Raw genomic sequence first — 19,159 nt, forward strand, 5'->3', positions numbered from 1 at the left:
GGCAGCGCCAATGACGATAGCGTTAGGCCCATGACGTCTTCCGATGCCGATGCTCGCCTGCTCAACGATGCCCGCGAGTGGGCAGCCCAAGACCCGGATCCGGCAACGTCGGCTGCGCTCCTGGAACTCATCCGGGCATCGGTAGAAGGAGACCCCGCGGCCCGGCAGGAACTCCAGGACAGCTTCCGCGGCACGCTGCAGTTCGGCACCGCCGGGCTCCGGGCCGCCCTCGGTCCCGGGCCCAACCGGATGAACCGCGTGGTGGTGCGCCGTGCGGCCGCCGGCCTGGCGGACTTCCTCACCGACGCGGTGGCGAAAGCATCCACGGGAACCCGGCCACGCGCCGTCGTCGGCTATGACGCCCGCCATAACTCGGATGTGTTCGCAGCGGAAACCGCGGCCATCTTCACCGCGGCGGGGATCGAAACCTTCCTGATGCCGGCGGCGTTGCCCACTCCCCTGCTCGCCTACGCCGTCCGCGCCTTGGAATGCGACGGCGGCGTCATGGTCACAGCAAGCCACAACCCGCCCCAGGACAACGGCTACAAGGTGTACTTGGGACGCCACGCCGTGGCGGAAAACGGCAACGGTGCCCAGATCGTGGCACCGTACGACGCCGAAATCGCTGACCGGATCAGCGCCGTGGGCGCCTTGAACACCATCAAGCTGGCCGCGGACGGCTGGACGGTGCTGGATGGATCGCTCGCGGCCGGGTACCGGTCCGAGACGGCGGGACTCGCCCTTCCGGACCTCTTCCCGGCGAGGGACCTGCGGATCGTGCTGACCCCTATGCACGGCGTTGGCGGGGAGACCGCGCTCGCGGTGCTGAACGCCGCAGGTTTCGGGGATGTCACCCTGGTCAAGGAGCAGGCCGAACCGGACCCGGAATTCCCCACCGTGAGTTTCCCGAACCCCGAGGAACCCGGCGCGCTGGACCTGGCCCTCGAAACGGCCGATCGCCTCGAGGCGGACATCGTCCTGGCCAACGACCCGGATGCCGACCGTGCGGCCGTGGCCGCCAAGGACCCGGACACCGGTACGTGGCGGATGCTCCGCGGCGATGAGGTGGGCGCCCTCCTGGGTGCGCACGTCGCCGCACGGCATGCTGCCGCGGGCGCGGAAACCCCTGACGGGGAAAATCCAGGGGTGTTCGCCAACTCGATTGTGTCCTCGCGGCTGCTCTCCCGCATCGCCGCGGCGTCAGGATTCGCCCACGAGGAAACCCTGACGGGCTTCAAGTGGATTTCCCGCGTGCCCGGCCTGGTCTACGGGTACGAGGAGGCCCTGGGCTATTGTGTGGCACCGGACCTGGTCAAGGACAAGGACGGCATTTCCGCTGCAGTCCTCATCGCCGAACTGGCCGCCACCGCCAAAGCCGACGGCAAGACCATCTTCGATACGCTCGATGAGCTCTACCTGCAGCACGGCCTGCACGCCAGTGACCAGCTGAGCATCAGGGTGGCGGACCTTGGCCTGCTGGACGCCATGATGAACCGGCTCCGGGTTTCCCCGCCGGAGTCCTTTGGCCCGTCGGCAGTTGAGGTCTCCACCGACCTCTCCGTCGGCTCCGACCACCTGCCGCCCACCGACGGCCTGCTGTACGTCACGCGCAACCTCACCCGCGTCATCATCCGGCCCAGCGGCACTGAACCCAAGCTCAAGTGCTACCTCGAGGTGATCCACCAGGTGGGATCCGCCGCGGAACTTCCCGAAGCCCGCCAGGCAGCACGGGCAGCGCTGGACGAGGTCCTCCGCGACGTCAGCGAGGCGCTGGGGCTTTAACGCCCTGAAGGGGCGCCCTTTGGGGCACCCCTTGTGGGTGATACGCGTGTCCTCCCGGTTTACAGCTCAACCTCGACGAAGCCGTCAACGATCCGGGTGCCAAAAGCCTCGATCCGCAACCCGGGGGCGCTGAAGCACTCTCCGGTTTCCAGGTCGTAGACCTCTTTGTGCAGCGGTGAGGCAATGGTGGGGCGGGAGCCCTTGGATCCGAGGATTCCGCGGGCCATCACGTGCGAACCCGTGGCCGGGTCCTGCTGTGCCACTGCGAAAACGCCGCCAGCCAAGGTGCGGAAAAGTGCCACCTGCCGGCCGCCTACCAGGGCTGCTTCTCCCCATGCCGGTTCGAGGTCCTCAAGGCGGCAGACACGGTGCCAGCCTGCCGCGGTGTCCGCTGCTTCGGCGTCGAGTGTCCCGAGTTCCAGTGTTGCCGTCATGTCCGGCTCCTCTCCCTGCGCTGCTTGTCCTGATCTCACGTGGTGGCAGCCTGAGCGGCCGTGTTCCACGCTAGGCGCCGGGTGTTTCAGCGGCATGCGCCAAATGTGTCCGGGGCGTAAAAGAGACCTAACCCGGCCGGAAATGCGTTCGTGATGCAGAAGTTAAGTTGACGAAACAATTGGGAAACTGAAGCGAAACTGCCCCTCCCTAGTCTGGTTGGACTGCTCGACAGAGAAAGCCGCGGAGCACCGTCTGCGGCCCATGCGAAAGGCCCACAGTGACCGAACAGACTTCAAGCACCGAGACTCCGCGCCGCATCGTCGTCGCCGGCGGCGGCCCCGCGGCCCACCGTTTTGCGGACGCCATGCATGCCCGCGGCCTCGATGACTGGCATGTCACGGTCCTTACCGAGGAAGCCCACCTCCCCTACGACCGGGTGGCACTGTCCAAGGCCCTTACCGACGGCGGGGTCGACCTGACGCTGGGTACCGCGTCAATGTGGGACCACGGCTCCCTGGACCTGAGGACCGGCGAGCGCGTGGTGCGTATTAACGCAGAAGCCAAGTCGGTGGAAACCGCCGCCGGCAGCGTTTTCGAGTACGACGAACTGGTGGTGGCCACCGGCTCCAACGCCGCACGGCTTCCCATTCCCGGCAACGAACTCACCCACGTTTACCGGACCCTTGAAGATGTCTGGGCCATCAACAAGTCCATCGCGGAACTCACCGTAAAGCTGGGCCGCAAGGTCAACGCCGTCACCATCGGCGGCGGCCTCCTGGGCCTGGAATCCGCTGCCGGGACCGAGCAGCTGGGCGCGACCCCCATCGTCATCGACGGATCGCAGTGGCTGATGGCCACCCAGCTGGACGAAGGCGCTGGCCAGGCCATGGGCCGGCTCATCAAAGCCAAGGGCTTTGAAGTCCACGGCGGCGTCTATCCTTCCGAGGTACTCTCCGATGGGGACGGCCAGGTCACCGGCGTCCTCATGGCCGACGGCCGGATCGTCGACGCCGACATCGTCATCGTCGCCATCGGCGTCCGTCCCCGTGATGAACTCTTCCGCGCCGCCGAGGGAGAAGAACAGGTCTTCAGCCTGGGCCCCCGCGGCGGCGTGGTCATCAACGACTACTGTGCCACCGAAATCCCGGGCATCTGGGCCATCGGCGAAGTAGCCAACTACGGCGGCATGTGCCTGGGCCTGGTGGCCCCCGCCAACACGATGGCCGAGATCGTGGCGGACCGGCTGCATGGCGGCGACGCCACCTTCCCCGGTTTCGACACCGCCACCAAGCTCAAGCTGTCCGGGGTGGATGTGGCCAGCTTCGGCGACGCCTTCGCGAAGACCGAGCACGCCCTGGAAATCGTCTACGCCGACCCCGCCCGCGGCGTGTACCAGAAGATCGTTACCACCGATGACGCCAAGACCCTGCTGGGCGGCATCTTCGTGGGCGACGCCTCACCGTACATGAGCCTGCGCCCGCTCCTGGGCCGCGAACTCCCCGCCGAGCCGGGCGCGTTCCTCAGTGCAGCCGGCGGCGGTGACGCCCCGGAAACCGAACTTCCGGACGACGCCACCCTGTGCTCCTGCAACAACGTCACGGCCGGGACCATCCGGGACACCATCAACGGCTGCGGCGCCTGCGAGGGCAACGCGCCCGTCCAGGAACTCGGCGAGCTGAAGGGCTGCACCCGGGCCGGCACCCAGTGCGGTTCCTGTGTACCGATGCTGAAGAAGCTGCTGGAAACCGAGCTGACCAAGTCCGGCGTCGAGGTTTCCAAGGCCCTCTGCGAACACATCGAACTGTCCCGCCAGGAACTCTTCGATGCCATCCGTGTCCTGGAACTGACCTCTTTCGAAGAGATCATGGCCAAGTACGGCACCGGCGAAGGCTGCGACATCTGCAAGCCCACCATCGCCAACATCCTCGCCAGCCAGAACAGCGCCTACGTCCTCGACGCCGGCCGCGGCACCCTGCAGGACACCAACGACCGCGCCCTGGCCAACATGCAGAAGGACGGCACCTACTCGGTGGTGCCCCGCATCGCCGGCGGTGAGATCACCCCCAAGAAGCTGGGCGTGATCGCCGCCGTGGCGGAGAAGTACAACCTGTACACCAAAATCACCGGCGGCCAGCGGATCGACATGTTCGGCGCCCGGCTGGAGGAGCTGCCGGAAATCTGGAAGGAACTGGTGGACGCCGGCTTCGAATCCGGGCAGGCGTACGGCAAGAGCCTGCGGACGGTGAAATCCTGCGTCGGTTCCACCTGGTGCCGTTTCGGCGTCCAGGACTCCGTGGCCATGGCCATCCAGCTGGAGCTGCGGTACCGCGGACTCCGCAGCCCGCACAAGCTCAAGATGGGCGTCTCCGGTTGCGCCCGCGAATGCGCTGAGGCCCGCGGCAAGGACGTGGGCGTCATCGCCACGGCGGACGGCTGGAACCTCTACGTCGGCGGCAACGGCGGTGCCACCCCGGCGCACGCCCAGCTGCTGGCCAAGGACCTCGACGACGAAACCCTGATCAAGTACATCGACCGCTACTTCATGTACTACATCCGAACCGCCGACCGCCTGCAGCGCACCGCGCGCTGGCAGGAGGAACTCGACGGCGGCATCAAGCACGTCGAGGACGTGGTGGTCAAGGACACCCTGGGCATCGCCGAGGATCTTGAGGCGGCCATGGCCAAGCACGTTGACACCTACGTCGACGAGTGGGCCGACACCCTGAAGGACCCGGAGCGCCTGCGCCGGTTCCGCTCCTTCGTCAACGCACCGGACCAGAAGGACGACTCGATCACTTTCGTCCCCGATGAGCGTGGCCAGATGCGCCCCGCCACGGCCGAAGAGAAGGCAGCAGCTGCCCAGCAGCCCGTCCTCCTCGGAGCCTCCATCGCTGTCCGTCCCGGCACGCCCGCACCCGTCGGAAACGAGGCATAGCCATGCAGCTCAGCATCGACCTCACGGACCGCGAGGTCCTGGTGACCGGAACGGACTCCGCCGCGCGGCAGGCCGTACGGCGCTACGAAGCCGCGGGCGCCGTCGTCCGCCGCCTGGCCGGCCCGCACGGCACCGCCCTGCTCCCGCAGAAGCCGTTCCTGGTGGCCGCGGTCGACGACGGACAGCCGGGCTGGGAGCCCCTGCTCCAGCAGTACCGCGCTGCCGGCGTCCCGGTCGCCACGGAACCTGCGGCAGGCGCCGCCGGGCATGTGACCCTGGTGGGCGGCGGACCCGGCACCACCGAGCTCCTGACCGTTGCCGCCGTCAAGGCGCTGCGCGACGCGGACGTGGTGTTCTACGACCGGCTGGCGCCCTGCCAGGACCTGCCCGCCCTGACCAGCGCCGAGCTGGTGGATGTGGGAAAGAAGCCCGGGCACCACAAGGTGGGCCAGTCCGACATCGAAAAGCTCATGGTGGACAGCGCCCTGGCCGGCAACAACGTGGTCCGCCTCAAAGGCGGAGATCCGTACGTGTTCGGCCGCGGCGGCGAGGAAGTTGCCGCCTGCGTGGCTGCCGGGCTGAAGGTCCAGGTGGTATCCGGTGTCACCAGCGCCATCTCCGTGCCTGCCGCGGCGGGTATTCCCGTCACGCACCGCAACGTGAGCCACATGTTCACAGTAGTGTCCGGGCACGCCCCGCTCACCGAGAAGGAGCATCATCACCTTGCCGGCCTGGGCGGCACCATCGTGGTGCTGATGGGCATCGGAACGCTGCACCACCTGGCTGCAGGACTCCGCCGGGCAGGCATGCGAGCCGATATGCCCATGGCGGTGGTGGAACGGGGTTACCGTCCCGGCCAGCGGACTACCATCGCCGACCTCGGCACCATCGCCTCGGCTGCTGCAGGCTGCAGCAACCCGGCAGTCCTGGTGATCGGCGAGGTGGTGCGGGTGGCGGAAGCCAACCGCGGGCACGCTGAGGCCGCAGCCGACCTGGACCGGCTGGCGGCCTCGCTGCTCGGTTCGTGAAAGGATTGACCCCCATGAATGCACTTGCACCGGCCGAAACGGCAGACGCCACCGGGGCGGCCGACGCCGCAGAGGCCCAGGCGGCCGAATCACCGTTGGAGGGCTTCCGCATCGGTGTGACCTCGCACCGGCGCTCCCAGGACCTGATCGACGCCCTTGAGCGCCGCGGCGCCGAGGTGATCCACGCCCCGGCCCTGAAGATCGCCCCGGTGCAGGAGGACCTCCGCCTGATCGAAGACACCCGCACCATCATCGCGGCCAAACCGGATCTGTGCATCGCCACCACCGCCTACGGCATGCGCCGCTGGTGCGAAGCGGCGGACACGTTCGGCATCGGCGACCAGCTGCTTGAAACCCTGGGCGCCTGCCGGATGTTCGTCCGCGGCCCCAAGGCCCGTGGCGCGGTCCGCGCGGCCGGCCTCGCCGACGTCGGAATCAGCAGCGACGAAACCACGGCAACGCTGGTGGACATGCTGCTGGCGGAGGGGGTTCGCGGCAAGACCGTTGCAGTCCAGCTGCACGGCTACACGGACGTCCGCCAGCTGGAACGGCTGCGCATGTCAGGTGCCACCGTCCTGACCGTCACCCCTTACCGCTGGGTCAAGCCGGACGGTGCCGACCGGCTCCCCCGCCTCATCGAGGCCGCCTGCAGCGGAAACCTCGATGTCCTCACGTTCACCAGCGCACCCGCCGTCGATGCCATGTGGAGCACCGCCCACGAAATGGGCGTCTACAAGCAGCTCATCGAGAGCCTGAAGACCAACGTGACCACCGCCGTGGTGGGCCCTGTCACCGCCCAGCCGCTGCTGGACGCCGGGGTAAAGCCGCTGATCCCGGAGCGTTTCCGGATGGGCGCGCTGATCCGGCTGGTCTGCGAGCACCTGGCGCTGAACCATGTGCGCCGGCTGGACACCCGGTCCGGGAACATCGAGCTCCGCGGCCGCAGCCTTCGCATCGACGGCCAGGCCGTGGAACTGGCGCCCGCTCCCCTGCTGCTGCTCCGCGCCCTGCTCGGCGCCGGCGGGGCGGTCCTCTCCCGCGAAGCGTTGTCCGACCTGTTGGAACTTCGCGGCTCGGTGCACGCACTGGACATGACCGTCAGCCGGCTCCGGTCCTCGCTGCCCGACGGCAAGCTCATCGAAACCGTGGTCAAGCGGGGCTACCGGATCCGGGTCTAGCAGTCACTGCCTTCGGGGGCCGGCGTGCGTGTAACGGCGGCGAACGGCCCGAATGTGTCCAAGTCGGGCGCAATGAGATGCACGTCACCGGTTCTGTTACCGGCCGGTAAATACTGGCGAACACCGGGGTCCTGAACGGCAACTGGCGGGAAACACGCCGGAAAAGGCGCAGGCCTACGCTGGGTTCCATCATGAACTTCCGGCCGTTTCCCGGCCGCCAGCGAAAGGGCCAGCACATGTCCGCTCCGGCACCCACCACGTCCACCTCCGCCGCCACCCGCATCGTCATCGCCGGAGCAGGTCCGGCTGCCCGCGCCCTGGTCCGGCAGCTGGACCAGGGCCGGTTCGACGGCAGCATCACCGTCCTGAGCAACCGCGACGACGCCCCCGAGGAGCTGCTGGAGCTTGCCCTGCTGCCGCAGGTCTCAGTCCGCTTCGGACAGCCGGCCAGCCACATCGATGCCGATAACCGCACCGTGGCCACGGCTGACGGCATGGAGTTCGCCTACGACCAGCTGGTCATCGCCACCGGTTCGGCACCCGTGGCCGCACCCGTCGAAGGCGCCGCACAGTGCCTGAGCTACTCCACCATCGACGACGCCACACGCATTGCGGAACGAGTGCAGGAAGTCACCCGGGAACTGGGGCGCCGTCCGCTCGGGATCCTGGTGGGCACCGGGGCGGCCGCAGGCCAGGCGGAGGCCGTCCTGCGTGCCAAGGGCGTCCGCCCGGTCCGTACCACTGCCCGGCCGGCCGCCGTCGTGCCCGGGACCTCAACCTTTGGCCTGGCCGCCTCCGCCGTGGTCTTCGAGGACGGCAGCAGCATGTCCGGCGACCTGGTGGTCCTGGCCGAGGACCGCGTGTCCTGCGATGGCCTGGCCGCCAGCGCGGGCCTGCGGACGGCCGCCACCGGAGGCATCGTCATCAGCCAGGACTTCCGGACCTCGGTTCCCGGCATCTGGGCCATCGGGGACGCGGCAGCGTTCGACGGCGTACGGCTGGGGCTGCTGGTGGCGGCGGCTTCCGCTGCGGGGGCCTGCGCCACGCAGCTGCTCACGGCGGCCTCGGCAGCCGCGCACTCGCCAGAGGCATCAAGGGAAACAGCAGCTGCAGTGCCGTCACTGGTACCGTCCCTCCAGGCAGCCGCCTGAGCCCCGGCTAAGGGCGGGTTGCACCGTGTGCACCTGTGACAAGATGGTTCCCGAAACGCGAGTCAAGGACGCGCCGGGCCCACGACGCCCGGGCATGCCCCGAGAGGACCATCATGAGCAACGAAGCCACCCCTTCCGTTCAACCCGCTGCCGCTGCGGCCGGGAACATTGCTTCCTACATCGACCACACGCTGCTGAAGCCGGAAGCCTCCGAGGCTGACGTCCTCAAGGTCTGCGCCGAAGCCGCCGAGTACGGTTTCAAGTCCGTCTGCGTCAACCCGGTCTGGGTCAAGACCGTCAAGAAGGCGCTGAAGGGCTCCGGCGTCCTGACCTGCTCCGTGGTGGGCTTCCCGTTGGGTGCCACTCCCACCGACGTGAAGACCTTCGAAGCCCGCGGCGCGGTGCTGGACGGGGCCGACGAAGTGGATATGGTCATCAATATTGCGGCCGCCCGCGCGGAGGACAAGGGCGCCCTGGCCGAGGACATCGCCTCCGTGGCGGAGGCAGTGCACGCCAGCGGCGCCATCCTGAAGGTGATCATCGAGACCGCCCTTCTGTCCGACAACCAGAAGGTCCTCGCCTGCGAGGCAGCCGTGACGGCCGGTGCCGATTTCGTCAAGACCTCCACCGGTTTCAACGGAGGGGGCGCCACGGCCGAGGATGTGGCACTCATGCGCAGGACCGTGGGTCCCGAGCTGGGCGTCAAGGCCTCGGGCGGAGTGCGGTCGCTGGCAGACGCTCAGGCTATGATTGCTGCAGGTGCAACACGTATCGGCGCCAGCTCCGGAATTGCCATCGTCAAGGGTGAACAGGGTTCGTCCGCGTACTGACGGCCGCCGGGCGCGCCACAATCAAGCCCCGCGGGGCCGAGGAGGAACGAATGTCCAGCAAGATCAACGCGTCCAACGAGGGCACAGCGAACACGGGCACTGTCCGCACTCCCCAGAACGAAAACAAGCTTGCCGGCACCATCGTCGTGTTCGTGATCATGATGGCCCTGTTCCTCGGCGCCGTGTACTCTCTGTCCTTTTTGACGCTTGGAAACCCGTGGCCCATGGCCGTCTGCCTGGGCCTGTTCGCCCTGGCCTTCTGGATTCCGCAGACCATCCTCGGCCGCTCGGACTCCGCCGGCGAACACTAAGCCTGCCCACGCACAAAGACCTCCGGACGCCGTCCGGGGGTCTTTTGCTGTTCCAGGCCGGTGAGAACGCCCTCAGGAAAACCAGGGGGCGATCCAGGCGGTGGCAGCTGCCACCACCCGCGGCCAATGGTTCTGGGCAATCGCCCACCCCGCCACCGTCAGTCCCACCATGGCGTAGGCGCTGACGGGGATCAGCACCAGCCACTCGCGCTTGGACCCCGCCCGGCCCAGCAGGGGCAGTGACAGCGCCCCGTTGGGCCGCCAGACGTTCCGCAGCAGCGGCACCTTCCGCAGCAGTTTCGGCGGCCGGATCACCAGCGGCCACAGCAGCGGCACTCCCCCGGTGGTGATGAGGTCTCCCACGATGTGGACCACCACGCCGATGAGCATGGACATGGGCAGCCAGGTCCACTGGTGCGGCGCATACACAGTGACCAGCCCGGCCATCACCAGGGCGAAGATCCAGTTGGAGATGAACCCGCTCTTCGGAAACAGCTTCAGGGCCTTGGCCGCGATGTTGATCAGGAACATGCACAGCAGTCCTGCTCCCACGGACAGCAACCCCCAGGGGGTTTCCATCTGCACCTGGGCGGCCACACCCGCGAGGAGCACAAACCCGGCGGCGCCCAGGACCGAGTGGGTGCCCTGCCGGTGGCCCCCGCTGGCGGTTTCGATGCCCCTGGCTATGGCATTGGACAACGGCGGCAGCGAGTGGGCCACGGTGCTGGACCGGTGGTCCCAGTCGCAGACCAGCGCGGTGCCGGCCGTGGCCATGCCGCCGATGAGGATCCCGGTGGGGTCCAGCGGGTACCAGCCCAGCGTGTACGGGCCGGTGGACGCAACAGCTACCCACGCCGCGGCTCCAGACGCGGCGTGGTGACCTCCCATCATGGCCTAGCCCGCTGACGGGGCGACAGAAAGCGGCTGGTCGGAGAAGATGTTGCGGATGACTCCGTTGGCCCACTCCAGGATTTCGGCGTCCTGGAGGTCCCGGCCACCGATCCGGGCTGTCTTCGGCTTGGGGATGAGGATGGCGTCAAGTGCCGGTTTGGACTGGGACCCCGGGTACATCCGGGTCAGCCGCATCACCTTGGACTCGGGCAGCGATGCCGGCGCGAACTTGATGAAGTTACCCTGCAGCGCGACGTCGGACAGCCCTGCTTCCCGGGCCCCCACCCGGAAGCGCGCCACCTCCACCAGGTTCTGTGCGGGCAGCGGCAGCTCGCCGTAACGGTCCACCAACTCGGCCATGACCTCGTCAATGGCCTCGTTGGTGAGGGCTGCGGCCAGCTTGCGGTATGCCTCCAGCCGGAGCCGCTCACCGGGCACGTAGTCGTGCGGCAGGTGCGCGTTGACCGGCAGCTCGATCTTCATCTCGGCGGCCTTTTCCTCGGCCTCGCCGCGGAAGTCTGCCACGGCCTCGCCCACCAGCCGGATGTACAGGTCGAAGCCCACCCCCTGGATGTGGCCCGATTGCTCACCGCCCAGCAGGTTTCCGGCGCCACGGATCTCCAGGTCCTTCATGGCCAGCTGCATGCCGGCGCCCAGTTCGTTGTGCGCCGCCACGGCCTTGAGCCGTTCCAGCGCCACCTCGCCCAGCGGTTTCTCCGACGGGTACAGGAAGTACGCGTAGGCGCGCTCACGGCCACGGCCCACGCGGCCGCGGAGCTGGTGCAGCTGGGACAGCCCGTACTTGTCCGCGCCGTCCACGATCAGGGTGTTGGCGTTGGAGATGTCCAGGCCGGTTTCAATGATGGTGGTGCACACCAGGACGTCGAACCGGCGTTCCCAGAAGTCCACGATGATCTGTTCCAGGCGGCTCTCGGACATCTTGCCGTGCGCCACTTCCACCCGGGCCTCGGGCACCAGTTCACGGATCTTGGCCGCGGTCCGCTCGATGGTGGACACCCGGTTGTGGACCAGGAACACCTGGCCTTCGCGCATCAGCTCGCGGCGGATGGCGGCAGAGGTCTGCTTGTCCGTGTACGGGCCGACGTAGGTCAGCACGGGGTGTCGCTCCTCCGGCGGAGTGGCCAGGGTGGACGTCTCCCGGATGCCGGTCAGGGACATCTCCAGGGTACGGGGAATGGGGGTGGCGCTCATGGCCAGGACGTCGACGTTGGTGCGCATTTTCTTCAGCGCTTCCTTGTGCTCCACACCGAACCGCTGTTCCTCATCCACGATCACCAGGCCGAGGTCCTTGAATTCAAAGTCCTTGGACAGCAGCCGGTGCGTGCCGATCACCACGTCCACCGCGCCGCTCTTCACGCCCTCGGCGGTCTCCTTGGACTCCTTGGCGGACTGGAAGCGGGACAGCGGTTTGACCCGCAGGGGGAAGCCGGAGAAACGCTCGGTGAACGTCTCGTAGTGCTGCTGGGCCAGCAGCGTGGTGGGCACCAGGACGGCCACCTGCTTGCCGTCCTGCACCGCCTTGAACGCAGCACGGACGGCGATCTCGGTCTTGCCGTAGCCAACGTCGCCGGACACCAGGCGGTCCATGGGGATTTCCCGCTCCATGTCCGCTTTGACCTCGTTGATGGTGGTCAGCTGGTCCGGCGTCTCCACGTACGGGAAGGCTTCCTCGAGCTCGCGCTGCCAGGGGGTGTCAGGGCCGAAGGCGTGGCCGCGGGAGGCCATCCGGGCCGAGTACAGCCGGATCAGCTCACCGGCGATCTCCTTGACGGCCTTGCGTGCCTTGGACTTGGTGCTGGCCCAGTCCGCGCCGCCCATCTTGCTCAGGACAGGAGTGTCGCCGCCCACGTAGCGGGTCACCTGGTCCAGCTGGTCCGTGGGAACGAACAGCCGGTCACCCGGCGCACCGCGCTTGGACGGCGCATATTCAAGGACCAGGTATTCACGGACGCCGTCGCTGCCGCCGGCCACCTTGCGCTGCAGAAGTTCCACGAACCGGCCGATGCCGTGCTGTTCGTGGACCACGTGGTCCCCCGCCACGAGCTGCAACGGGTCAACGGCGTTGCGCCGCTTGGAGGGCATGCGCCGCATGTCCTTGGTGGACCCTGCGGAGGTGCGGCCCAGCAGGTCGGCTTCGGTGAGCAGGCCCAGTTTCAGCCCGTCCAGGACGAAGCCGCGGCCGACGGCGGCAGTGGTCACCTCGATGATGCCCGCCTGGGGCTCGTGGTCGAGGCTGTCCACGCGGGCACAGGGGATGTCATTTTCGTGGAAGAGTTCCGCCAGGCGCTGGGCCGGGCCGGGGCCTTCCGTGGCCACCACGATCCGCCACTGGTCGCGGACATGCGAGCCGATGAAGGCCATCATCTCCGCGACGTCGCCCTGGTAGCCGCGCGGTTCACGCGCGTGCAGGTTCAGGACGTCGATCTCGGGAAGGAGTTCCGCGTCCTGCGCCAGCGACGTGATGGACCACCAGGAAACGCCGTGCCCCAGCGCTGACCCGCGGGTCTCCGCGAGCGAACGGAAGCTCGCCGAATGCAGCGCGGCGGATGCCTGCGAGCTGAGATCCAAAGGCGCGGCACCGCCGTCGGACGCCGTGGACCACGCTGCCTCAAGGAATTCCTCGTTAGTGGCCGAAAGGTCGTGGGCCCGGGTGCGCACCTTCTCGGGTTCGATGACTACGGCGATGGACTCCGCCGGCAGCTGGTCCACGAAGGGCACCATGGCGTCCACCAGCACCGGCGCCAGGGATTCCATGCCTTCGACGGCGATACCGCCGGCGATCTTCTCCAGCATGTCCGCGGCGGCGGGCAGTTCAGCCTTCAACTTCGCGGCCCGGGACATCACTGACGCGGTGATGAGGATTTCCCTGCAGGGCGGTGCATGCAGTTCCGTGGGGTGGTGGATGCCGGGGGCGGACAGCGAGCGCTGGTCCGCCACGGCGAACCAGCGCATCTGGTCTACCTCGTCACCGAAGAACTCCACGCGGATGGGGTGGTCCTCAGTGGGCGGGAAGACGTCGATGATGCCGCCGCGGACCGCGAACTCACCGCGGTGGGTCACCATGTCCACGCGGGCGTACGCGGCATCGGCAAGGCTCCGCACCACGTCGGTGAAGGGAACATCCTGGCCCACCTTCAACGTGACCGGGGCCAGGTCTCCCAGCCCGGCCACCACGGGCTGGACCACCGCGCGGACGGGAGCCACCACCACGCGCAGCCGCTCCGCCGTCGAACTTTCCGGATGGGCCAGCCGGCGCAGGACCGAGAGCCGGCGGCCCACCGTATCCGATCGGGGCGAGAGTCGCTCATGCGGGAGGGTTTCCCAGCTGGGGAACTCGGCCACCGAGTCCGCGGGGAGGTAGGCACGCAACGCCGCCGCCAGGTCCTCGGCCTCACGGCCGGTGGCGGTGACCGCAAGCACCACGCCGGGATCGGCCGCGCCGTCCTGCCCTGCCGCAGCGGCCGCCAGGCCATCCGCCATCTCCGCGAGCAGCACGGGCCGCAAACCCGCGGGCGCGCTGATCTGGTAGTCCTGTCCCCTGACGGCGAACCCGCGTCCGGCCTCAGCCCGGACGCGGGCGAAAGACTGGTCCGGGGCCAATGCACGGCGCAGCCCATCGAGCGTGGGGCCGTGCGTGGCGGTAACGGGAAGGCTCATGACAGCTGCTCCTGGGGTATTCACGGAAGATCGCAGGCAACGCGAAAACCCGAAATTCGCTGCGAATCCCGGGTAACCCCAGCCTACCGCGCACCGGTGACATTCCGGTTTGGACGGATTTTCCCGGGCAGGCGCTGACGCAGGCGCCCGGACTCCGGCAGGGCTACGCTGGCAGGACCGGACCTTTTTCCGGGAGCAGCCGTCCATAACGGCGGCGGCTCCGAACTGGTAGGGCAGAACACCGCTGAGGACGACGAGGAGCCAGCATGACCGGAGACAGCACCACAGATTCGCCTGCAACAGGGCACGAGGGCACAACCGCGCCCCGAACGGTCCTGGTCACCGGGGCCACCGGCTACATCGGGGGCCGCCTGGTGCCCAAGCTCCTCGAAGCCGGCCACACCGTCAAGGTGCTGGTGCGCTCCCCGGACAAGATCGCCGGTGTGCCCTGGCGGAACCAGGTGGAGGTAGTGCAAAGCAGCCTGGACGACGGCGACGCGCTGCGCCGGGCGCTGGCCGGCGTCGACGTCTTCTACTACCTGGTCCATTCGATGGCGGCCGGGGCGGGGTTTGAATCCAAGGAACAGACCATGGCCCGGACGGCCGCCGAAGCCGCGGTGGCCGCCGGCGTCGGCAGGATTGTCTACCTGGGCGGGCTGCACCCCAAGGGCGTGGAACTGTCCACGCATATGCGGTCCCGGGAAGCGGTGGGCCAGGTATTCCTCGACAGCGCGGTGGACGCCATTGTGTTCCAGGCCGGCGTGGTGATCGGATCAGGCTCAGCGTCCTTTGAAATGATCCGGCATCTCTCCGAAACCCTTCCGCTCATGCCCGCGCCCAGCTGGGTCCGGAACAGGATCGAAGCCATCGCCGTGCGCGACGTCCTGTACTACCTGGTGTCCGCGGCCTCCCTCACCAGCCCCATCAACCGCACGTTCGATATCGGCTGCCGCCAGGTGCTGACCTATGCCGGGATGATGAAAGAGTACGCGGCCGAAGCAGGGCTGCCCTACCGGGTGGTACTGGCGCTGCCCGTTCCCGCCCCCAAACTGGCGGGCCTGTGGGTGGCCCTGACCACGCCCATTCCGCTGTCCATGGCCGTACCGCTGGTGCAGTCGCTGCAGCACGACGCCGTTTCCGACGAACACGACATCGACGCCTACGTTCCGCAACCCGACGGCGGACTGACCCCGTACCGGACGGCCGTAGCCCTGGCCCTCGGGAAGGAACGGGACGGCCAGGTGGAAACCACCTGGGCCAACGCCGGAGCGTCCTCCGATCCCCTGCCCAGCGACCCCGACTGGGCCGGGCACAAGGTCTACATCGACGAACGGACATTCCATGGAAGCGTGGACCCGGGCCGCGTCTGGCAGGTCATCGAAGGAATCGGCGGTCGCAACGGCTGGTACTCCCTGCCCCTGGCATGGCAGGTCCGCGGCTGGCTGGACAAGCTGACGGGCGGAGCCGGGCTGCTGCGCGGACGCCGCCACCCGCACACCCTGCACGCGGGCGAGGTTGTGGACTGGTGGCGGGTGGAACGCATCGACAGGGGCAAGCTGCTGCGCCTTCGTGCCGAGATGCGGGCACCGGGACGGGCCTGGCTGGAGCTCTCAGTGGAACCCGAGGGTGACGGAAGCCGTTACCGTCAACGGGCCATTTTCTTCCCGAAAGGCCTCAGCGGCAGGCTGTACTGGCTGGCCGTGCTCCCCTTCCACAGCTTCATCTTCCCGGCGATGGCACGGAACATTACGGCCGCTGCCCAGGAGCTGGCCAATGCGGAACGGCCGGCTGCAACCCCGTAGGATGTTTGGAGCCTCATCCGATCGCGACGTCCCAGGAGGACCCATGGCCCTGAGCGCCACCACCACCGTTCCGCACCCCGTTGACAGCGTTGCCGCTGTCCTGGTGAACGAGGATTTCCAGCGCCACGTCAGCCAGCTGGTAGGCGGAAACCTGGAATCGTTCACCATTGACGGTGACATTGCCGGCGCCTTCAGCGCCACGTTGGTGCGGACGCTGCCCACCACCCGCCTTCCCGAGATCGCCCGGAAGTTCGTCGGTGAGCACCTGAAGGTGACCCAGGTGGAGACCTGGGACGCTCCGGCCGCCGATGGCTCCCGCAAGAGCAACATCTCCCTCAAGGTTGCCGGTGCGCCCGTTGACGTGACCGCTGTCCAGCGCCTGGTGGCCGAAGCCAGCGGAACACGGGTGGAGCTGGAAGGCGAGGTTAAGTCCTCGGTGCCGTTCCTGGGCGGCAAGATCGCCGACGCCGCCGAGCCCATGGTGGCGAAGGCGCTGAACCTGCAGGCCACCCAGGCGCAGGCCTGGCTCGAAAGCCACTAGTTCATGCAGCTCCCTGTCTTCGCCGCGCTGGTCCTGATCATCGCCGGTGTTTGGTCGCTCGCCGTGTGGCCGCAGTTCCTGCGCCGGGTCATGAAGGACCCCCGCGCTCGCGATGCCGCCGGAAAGGCCACTAAATTCCTGACGGTGCACGTGGTGCTGGTCAGCATCTCGATGGTGCTGGGAGCGGCGACTGCCGTCATCGGCGTACTGGGGCTGTTGGGTTAATAACCCGCTCCCGTTTTAACCCAGGAGGTCCACTTCCCAGCGGGAAGGGGACCTCTTGGCAGTTGCGGGCAGTCATGACGTTGCGCCCGGCCCGTTCAGGACGCCTGGTTCAGGGCATCCTCCGCGGCTACCCAGGAAATCATGGCGCATTTCACGCGGGCCGCGTACCGCGCAACGCCCTCAAACGCGGCGGCATCCCCCAGCAGTTCAGGATCGGCCGGGATCTTGCCCCGCGACCTGAGTACCTCGCGGAAACTGTCGATCACTTCGTGCAGCTCCGCCACGGTCATGCCCTCGGCGAGGTCGCTGAAGACCGAGGCCGAGGCCATGGAGATGGAGCAGCCGGCGCCGTCCCAGGAAACCTGGGCCACTTTGCCGTCGGCAACGGCGAGCCGCAGGGTCACCTCGTCGCCGCAGACCGGGTTCAGCTGGTGGGACTGCCCGGTGGAAGCACCGTTCGGCGCTGGTGTTTCGGCCAGGCCGCTGCCGTGCCGGGCCTTGGAGTGGTCAAGGATAATCTGCTGGTACAGCTGGTCAAGGCTCATTGCATACCTTCGGTTCTGGCGGCTAAGCGCGGAAGTAGGCCCGCACGCCGGCCACGGCGTCCAGGAACTGGTCTACGTCGTCGGTGGTGTTGTACAGGTAGGCGCTGGCGCGGGTGGTGGCGGTCAGCCCCAGCCGGCGGTGCAGCGGCTGGGCGCAGTGGTGGCCTACCCGGACCGCGATGCCCATCGAGTCCAGGAACTGTCCGACGTCGTGCGCGTGGACGCCTTCGACGTCGAAGGCGGCCAGCCCGATGCGCTCCTCCCCCGCTGCCGGGCCCAGTACCCGGATCCCGGGAAGCGCCTCAAGGCCTGCCACCATGCGCTGGCCAAGGTCCATTTCCCACCGGTGGATCCGGTCCAGGCCGGTCTCCGTGAGGTAGTTGGCGGCGGCGGCCAGTGCGACTGCCTGCGAAATGCGCTGCGTTCCTGCCTCGAAACGCTGCGGAGCGGGGAGGTATTCGGCCCGTTCCATGGTGACCGTGGTGATCATGGAGCCGCCGGTGAGGAACGGTGGAAGGATATCCAGGAGCTCCTGCCTGCCGTACAGCACGCCGATGCCTGTGGGTGCGAGCATCTTGTGGCCGGAGAAAACGGCGAAGTCCACGTCCAGCTCTTTGACGTCCAGGGGCATGTGCGGCGCGGACTGGCAGGCGTCCAGGACCACCAACGCACTGGAAGCGCGGGCCAGGGCCACCAGTTCACGGACCGGGTTGATGGTTCCGAGGACGTTGGAGGCGTGCGTGAAGGCCAGCACCCTGGTACGGCTCCCGATGATCCCTGCAGCCTGCTCCAGGCTGAGCCGGCCGGCATCGTCGATGGGCAGGTAGCGGAGCGTCGCCCCGGTGCGGAACGCCAGTTCCTGCCACGGGATGAGGTTGGCGTGGTGCTCCATTTCGGTGACCACTATTTCGTCGCCCGGTTTCAGCGCAAGGCCCTTCAGTGCCGAGTCCCCCCGGCCCTGGGCAGCCCAGAGCGCGGCGTTGGACAGCGCGTAGGCAATGAGGTTGAGGCCTTCTGTGGCGTTGGAGGTCCATACGGTTTCGGAATAGTCTGCCCCGATGAGGTCCGCTACGGTCTGCCGCGCGTCCTCGAAGGCCTCGGTGGCTTCGACCGCAAGGTGGTGGGCACCCCGGTGCACTGCCGCGTTGCGTTGCTCGTAGAACTCCTGCTCGGCTTCGATCACGCTGAGCGGGTTCTGGGAAGTTGCCCCGGAATCCAGGTAAACCAGAGGCTTGCCGTTGACCATCTGGTTGAGGACCGGGAAGTCGTTGCGGATGCGGAGCACCTCGGCGTTATCCATGACCGGAACGGACCGCTCCAGGGTGGCGGGCGTTGATACTACGGCCAAGACGTGCTCCTTGAGATGCCAGCGGTTGACACTCAATTGTCCCACAGCACGGCTGTGGCGGCCGCCCGGAGGGGTCAGCCGCCACAGTCGCTCCGGGCTTCAGCCCGCGGAGCGGAGGGCCGGCGACGGCTGGGGGGAGAGTCTCGGTCTCAGAAGACTCTGACGTCGCCGGCCCCGTCTCGGTCCGGCCGCGTGGGCCGGAAGTTCAATGAGGCCTTGATGTGTTTCGGCATCCCGTTCGGCTCTTTGCTGCCGTGTGCTTTGCCTCCTTAAGTAAATCCCGCGGGGCCGGTGCGCACACGAGTAGGGTGTACTCGAATTCCGGCAGGTGCCACTACGGGGACACTGAGTGTCGATACCCGCCGGGCCGCCGGTGCCCTGCGGTGTGCGGTGTTACGGCAGGACCGCGGGTGGCAGCGGAGCCGGCAGGGGCCTGCAGAGTCAGCAGGAGGGCGCGCGGAGTTACGCCGCCCACCACG

Annotated in this window: 15 protein-coding genes; 10 read left to right on the top strand and 5 right to left on the bottom strand. The window is 67.8% G+C overall.

Annotated elements, in window-relative coordinates:
• The first annotated feature begins 30 nt into the window (after positions 1–30).
• Entirely contained in the window at positions 31–1,782 is a 1,752-nt protein-coding gene (locus OVA06_RS11900) for a phospho-sugar mutase (RefSeq protein ID WP_268158492.1), read from the top strand.
• A gap of 59 nt (positions 1,783–1,841) precedes the next feature.
• On the opposite strand, the gene nirD is transcribed toward OVA06_RS11900, so the two are convergent.
• Entirely contained in the window at positions 1,842–2,216 is a 375-nt protein-coding gene (nirD, locus tag OVA06_RS11905; protein WP_056081785.1) for a nitrite reductase small subunit NirD, read from the bottom strand.
• Positions 2,217–2,494: 278 nt separating this feature from the next.
• Here nirD and nirB point away from each other — a divergent pair, with 278 nt between their 5' ends.
• The 6 genes from nirB (at position 2,495) to OVA06_RS11935 (ending at position 9,650) form a co-directional block, all read left to right on the top strand.
• Positions 2,495–5,152, top strand: a complete 2,658-nt coding sequence (gene nirB / locus OVA06_RS11910) for a nitrite reductase large subunit NirB (protein ID WP_268158494.1) — start codon at positions 2,495–2,497, stop codon at positions 5,150–5,152.
• Positions 5,153–5,154: 2 nt separating this feature from the next.
• Positions 5,155–6,180, top strand: coding sequence for a uroporphyrinogen-III C-methyltransferase (gene cobA / locus OVA06_RS11915; protein WP_056081791.1), 1,026 nt, complete (start codon positions 5,155–5,157; stop codon positions 6,178–6,180).
• Positions 6,181–6,194: 14 nt separating this feature from the next.
• Positions 6,195–7,358, top strand: a complete 1,164-nt coding sequence (locus OVA06_RS11920; protein ID WP_056081793.1) for a uroporphyrinogen-III synthase — start codon at positions 6,195–6,197, stop codon at positions 7,356–7,358.
• A gap of 236 nt (positions 7,359–7,594) precedes the next feature.
• Positions 7,595–8,509 carry an FAD-dependent oxidoreductase gene (locus tag OVA06_RS11925; protein ID WP_268158497.1) on the top strand — a complete coding sequence of 305 codons (915 nt, stop codon included), beginning with the start codon at positions 7,595–7,597 and terminating at the stop codon, positions 8,507–8,509.
• Between the two features lie 113 nt (positions 8,510–8,622).
• Positions 8,623–9,339, top strand: a complete 717-nt coding sequence (deoC, locus tag OVA06_RS11930; protein ID WP_056081796.1) for a deoxyribose-phosphate aldolase — start codon at positions 8,623–8,625, stop codon at positions 9,337–9,339.
• Between the two features lie 50 nt (positions 9,340–9,389).
• A complete protein-coding gene (locus OVA06_RS11935) occupies positions 9,390–9,650 on the top strand; it encodes a hypothetical protein (protein ID WP_056081798.1) in 261 nt (86 codons plus the stop codon).
• A 72-nt stretch (positions 9,651–9,722) separates the two neighbouring features.
• Here OVA06_RS11935 and OVA06_RS11940 read toward each other — a convergent pair whose 3' ends face one another.
• Positions 9,723–10,541, bottom strand: coding sequence for a metal-dependent hydrolase (locus OVA06_RS11940; RefSeq protein ID WP_200937841.1), 819 nt, complete (start codon positions 10,539–10,541; stop codon positions 9,723–9,725).
• A gap of 3 nt (positions 10,542–10,544) precedes the next feature.
• A complete protein-coding gene (mfd, locus tag OVA06_RS11945) occupies positions 10,545–14,219 on the bottom strand; it encodes a transcription-repair coupling factor (protein ID WP_056081800.1) in 3,675 nt (1,224 codons plus the stop codon).
• A 266-nt stretch (positions 14,220–14,485) separates the two neighbouring features.
• On the opposite strand from mfd, the gene OVA06_RS11950 reads away from it, so the two are divergent.
• The 3 genes from OVA06_RS11950 to OVA06_RS11960 are packed head-to-tail and all read left to right on the top strand — an operon-like array spanning position 14,486 to position 16,787.
• Positions 14,486–16,021 (top strand): SDR family oxidoreductase, encoded by a 1,536-nt coding sequence (locus OVA06_RS11950; protein ID WP_268158500.1) that lies wholly within the window; start codon positions 14,486–14,488, stop codon positions 16,019–16,021.
• Positions 16,022–16,064: 43 nt separating this feature from the next.
• Complete coding sequence (locus tag OVA06_RS11955; protein ID WP_261620496.1) at positions 16,065–16,562, top strand: DUF2505 domain-containing protein; 498 nt, start codon at positions 16,065–16,067, stop codon at positions 16,560–16,562.
• Between the two features lie 3 nt (positions 16,563–16,565).
• On the top strand, positions 16,566–16,787 hold the full coding sequence (locus tag OVA06_RS11960; protein ID WP_045730894.1) for an SCO4848 family membrane protein: 222 nt from the start codon (positions 16,566–16,568) through the stop codon (positions 16,785–16,787).
• A 95-nt stretch (positions 16,788–16,882) separates the two neighbouring features.
• Here the strand turns inward: OVA06_RS11960 and sufU are convergent, their stop codons facing one another.
• Together sufU and OVA06_RS11970 are read right to left on the bottom strand one after the other, a co-directional pair.
• Positions 16,883–17,332 carry a Fe-S cluster assembly sulfur transfer protein SufU gene (gene sufU, locus OVA06_RS11965; RefSeq protein WP_261620497.1) on the bottom strand — a complete coding sequence of 150 codons (450 nt, stop codon included), beginning with the start codon at positions 17,330–17,332 and terminating at the stop codon, positions 16,883–16,885.
• A 22-nt stretch (positions 17,333–17,354) separates the two neighbouring features.
• Positions 17,355–18,680, bottom strand: coding sequence for an aminotransferase class V-fold PLP-dependent enzyme (locus OVA06_RS11970; protein ID WP_268158504.1), 1,326 nt, complete (start codon positions 18,678–18,680; stop codon positions 17,355–17,357).
• Positions 18,681–19,159 lie beyond the last annotated feature (479 nt).

The organism is Pseudarthrobacter sp. SL88 (genome assembly GCF_026672455.1).
GTDB lineage: Bacteria > Actinomycetota > Actinomycetes > Actinomycetales > Micrococcaceae > Arthrobacter.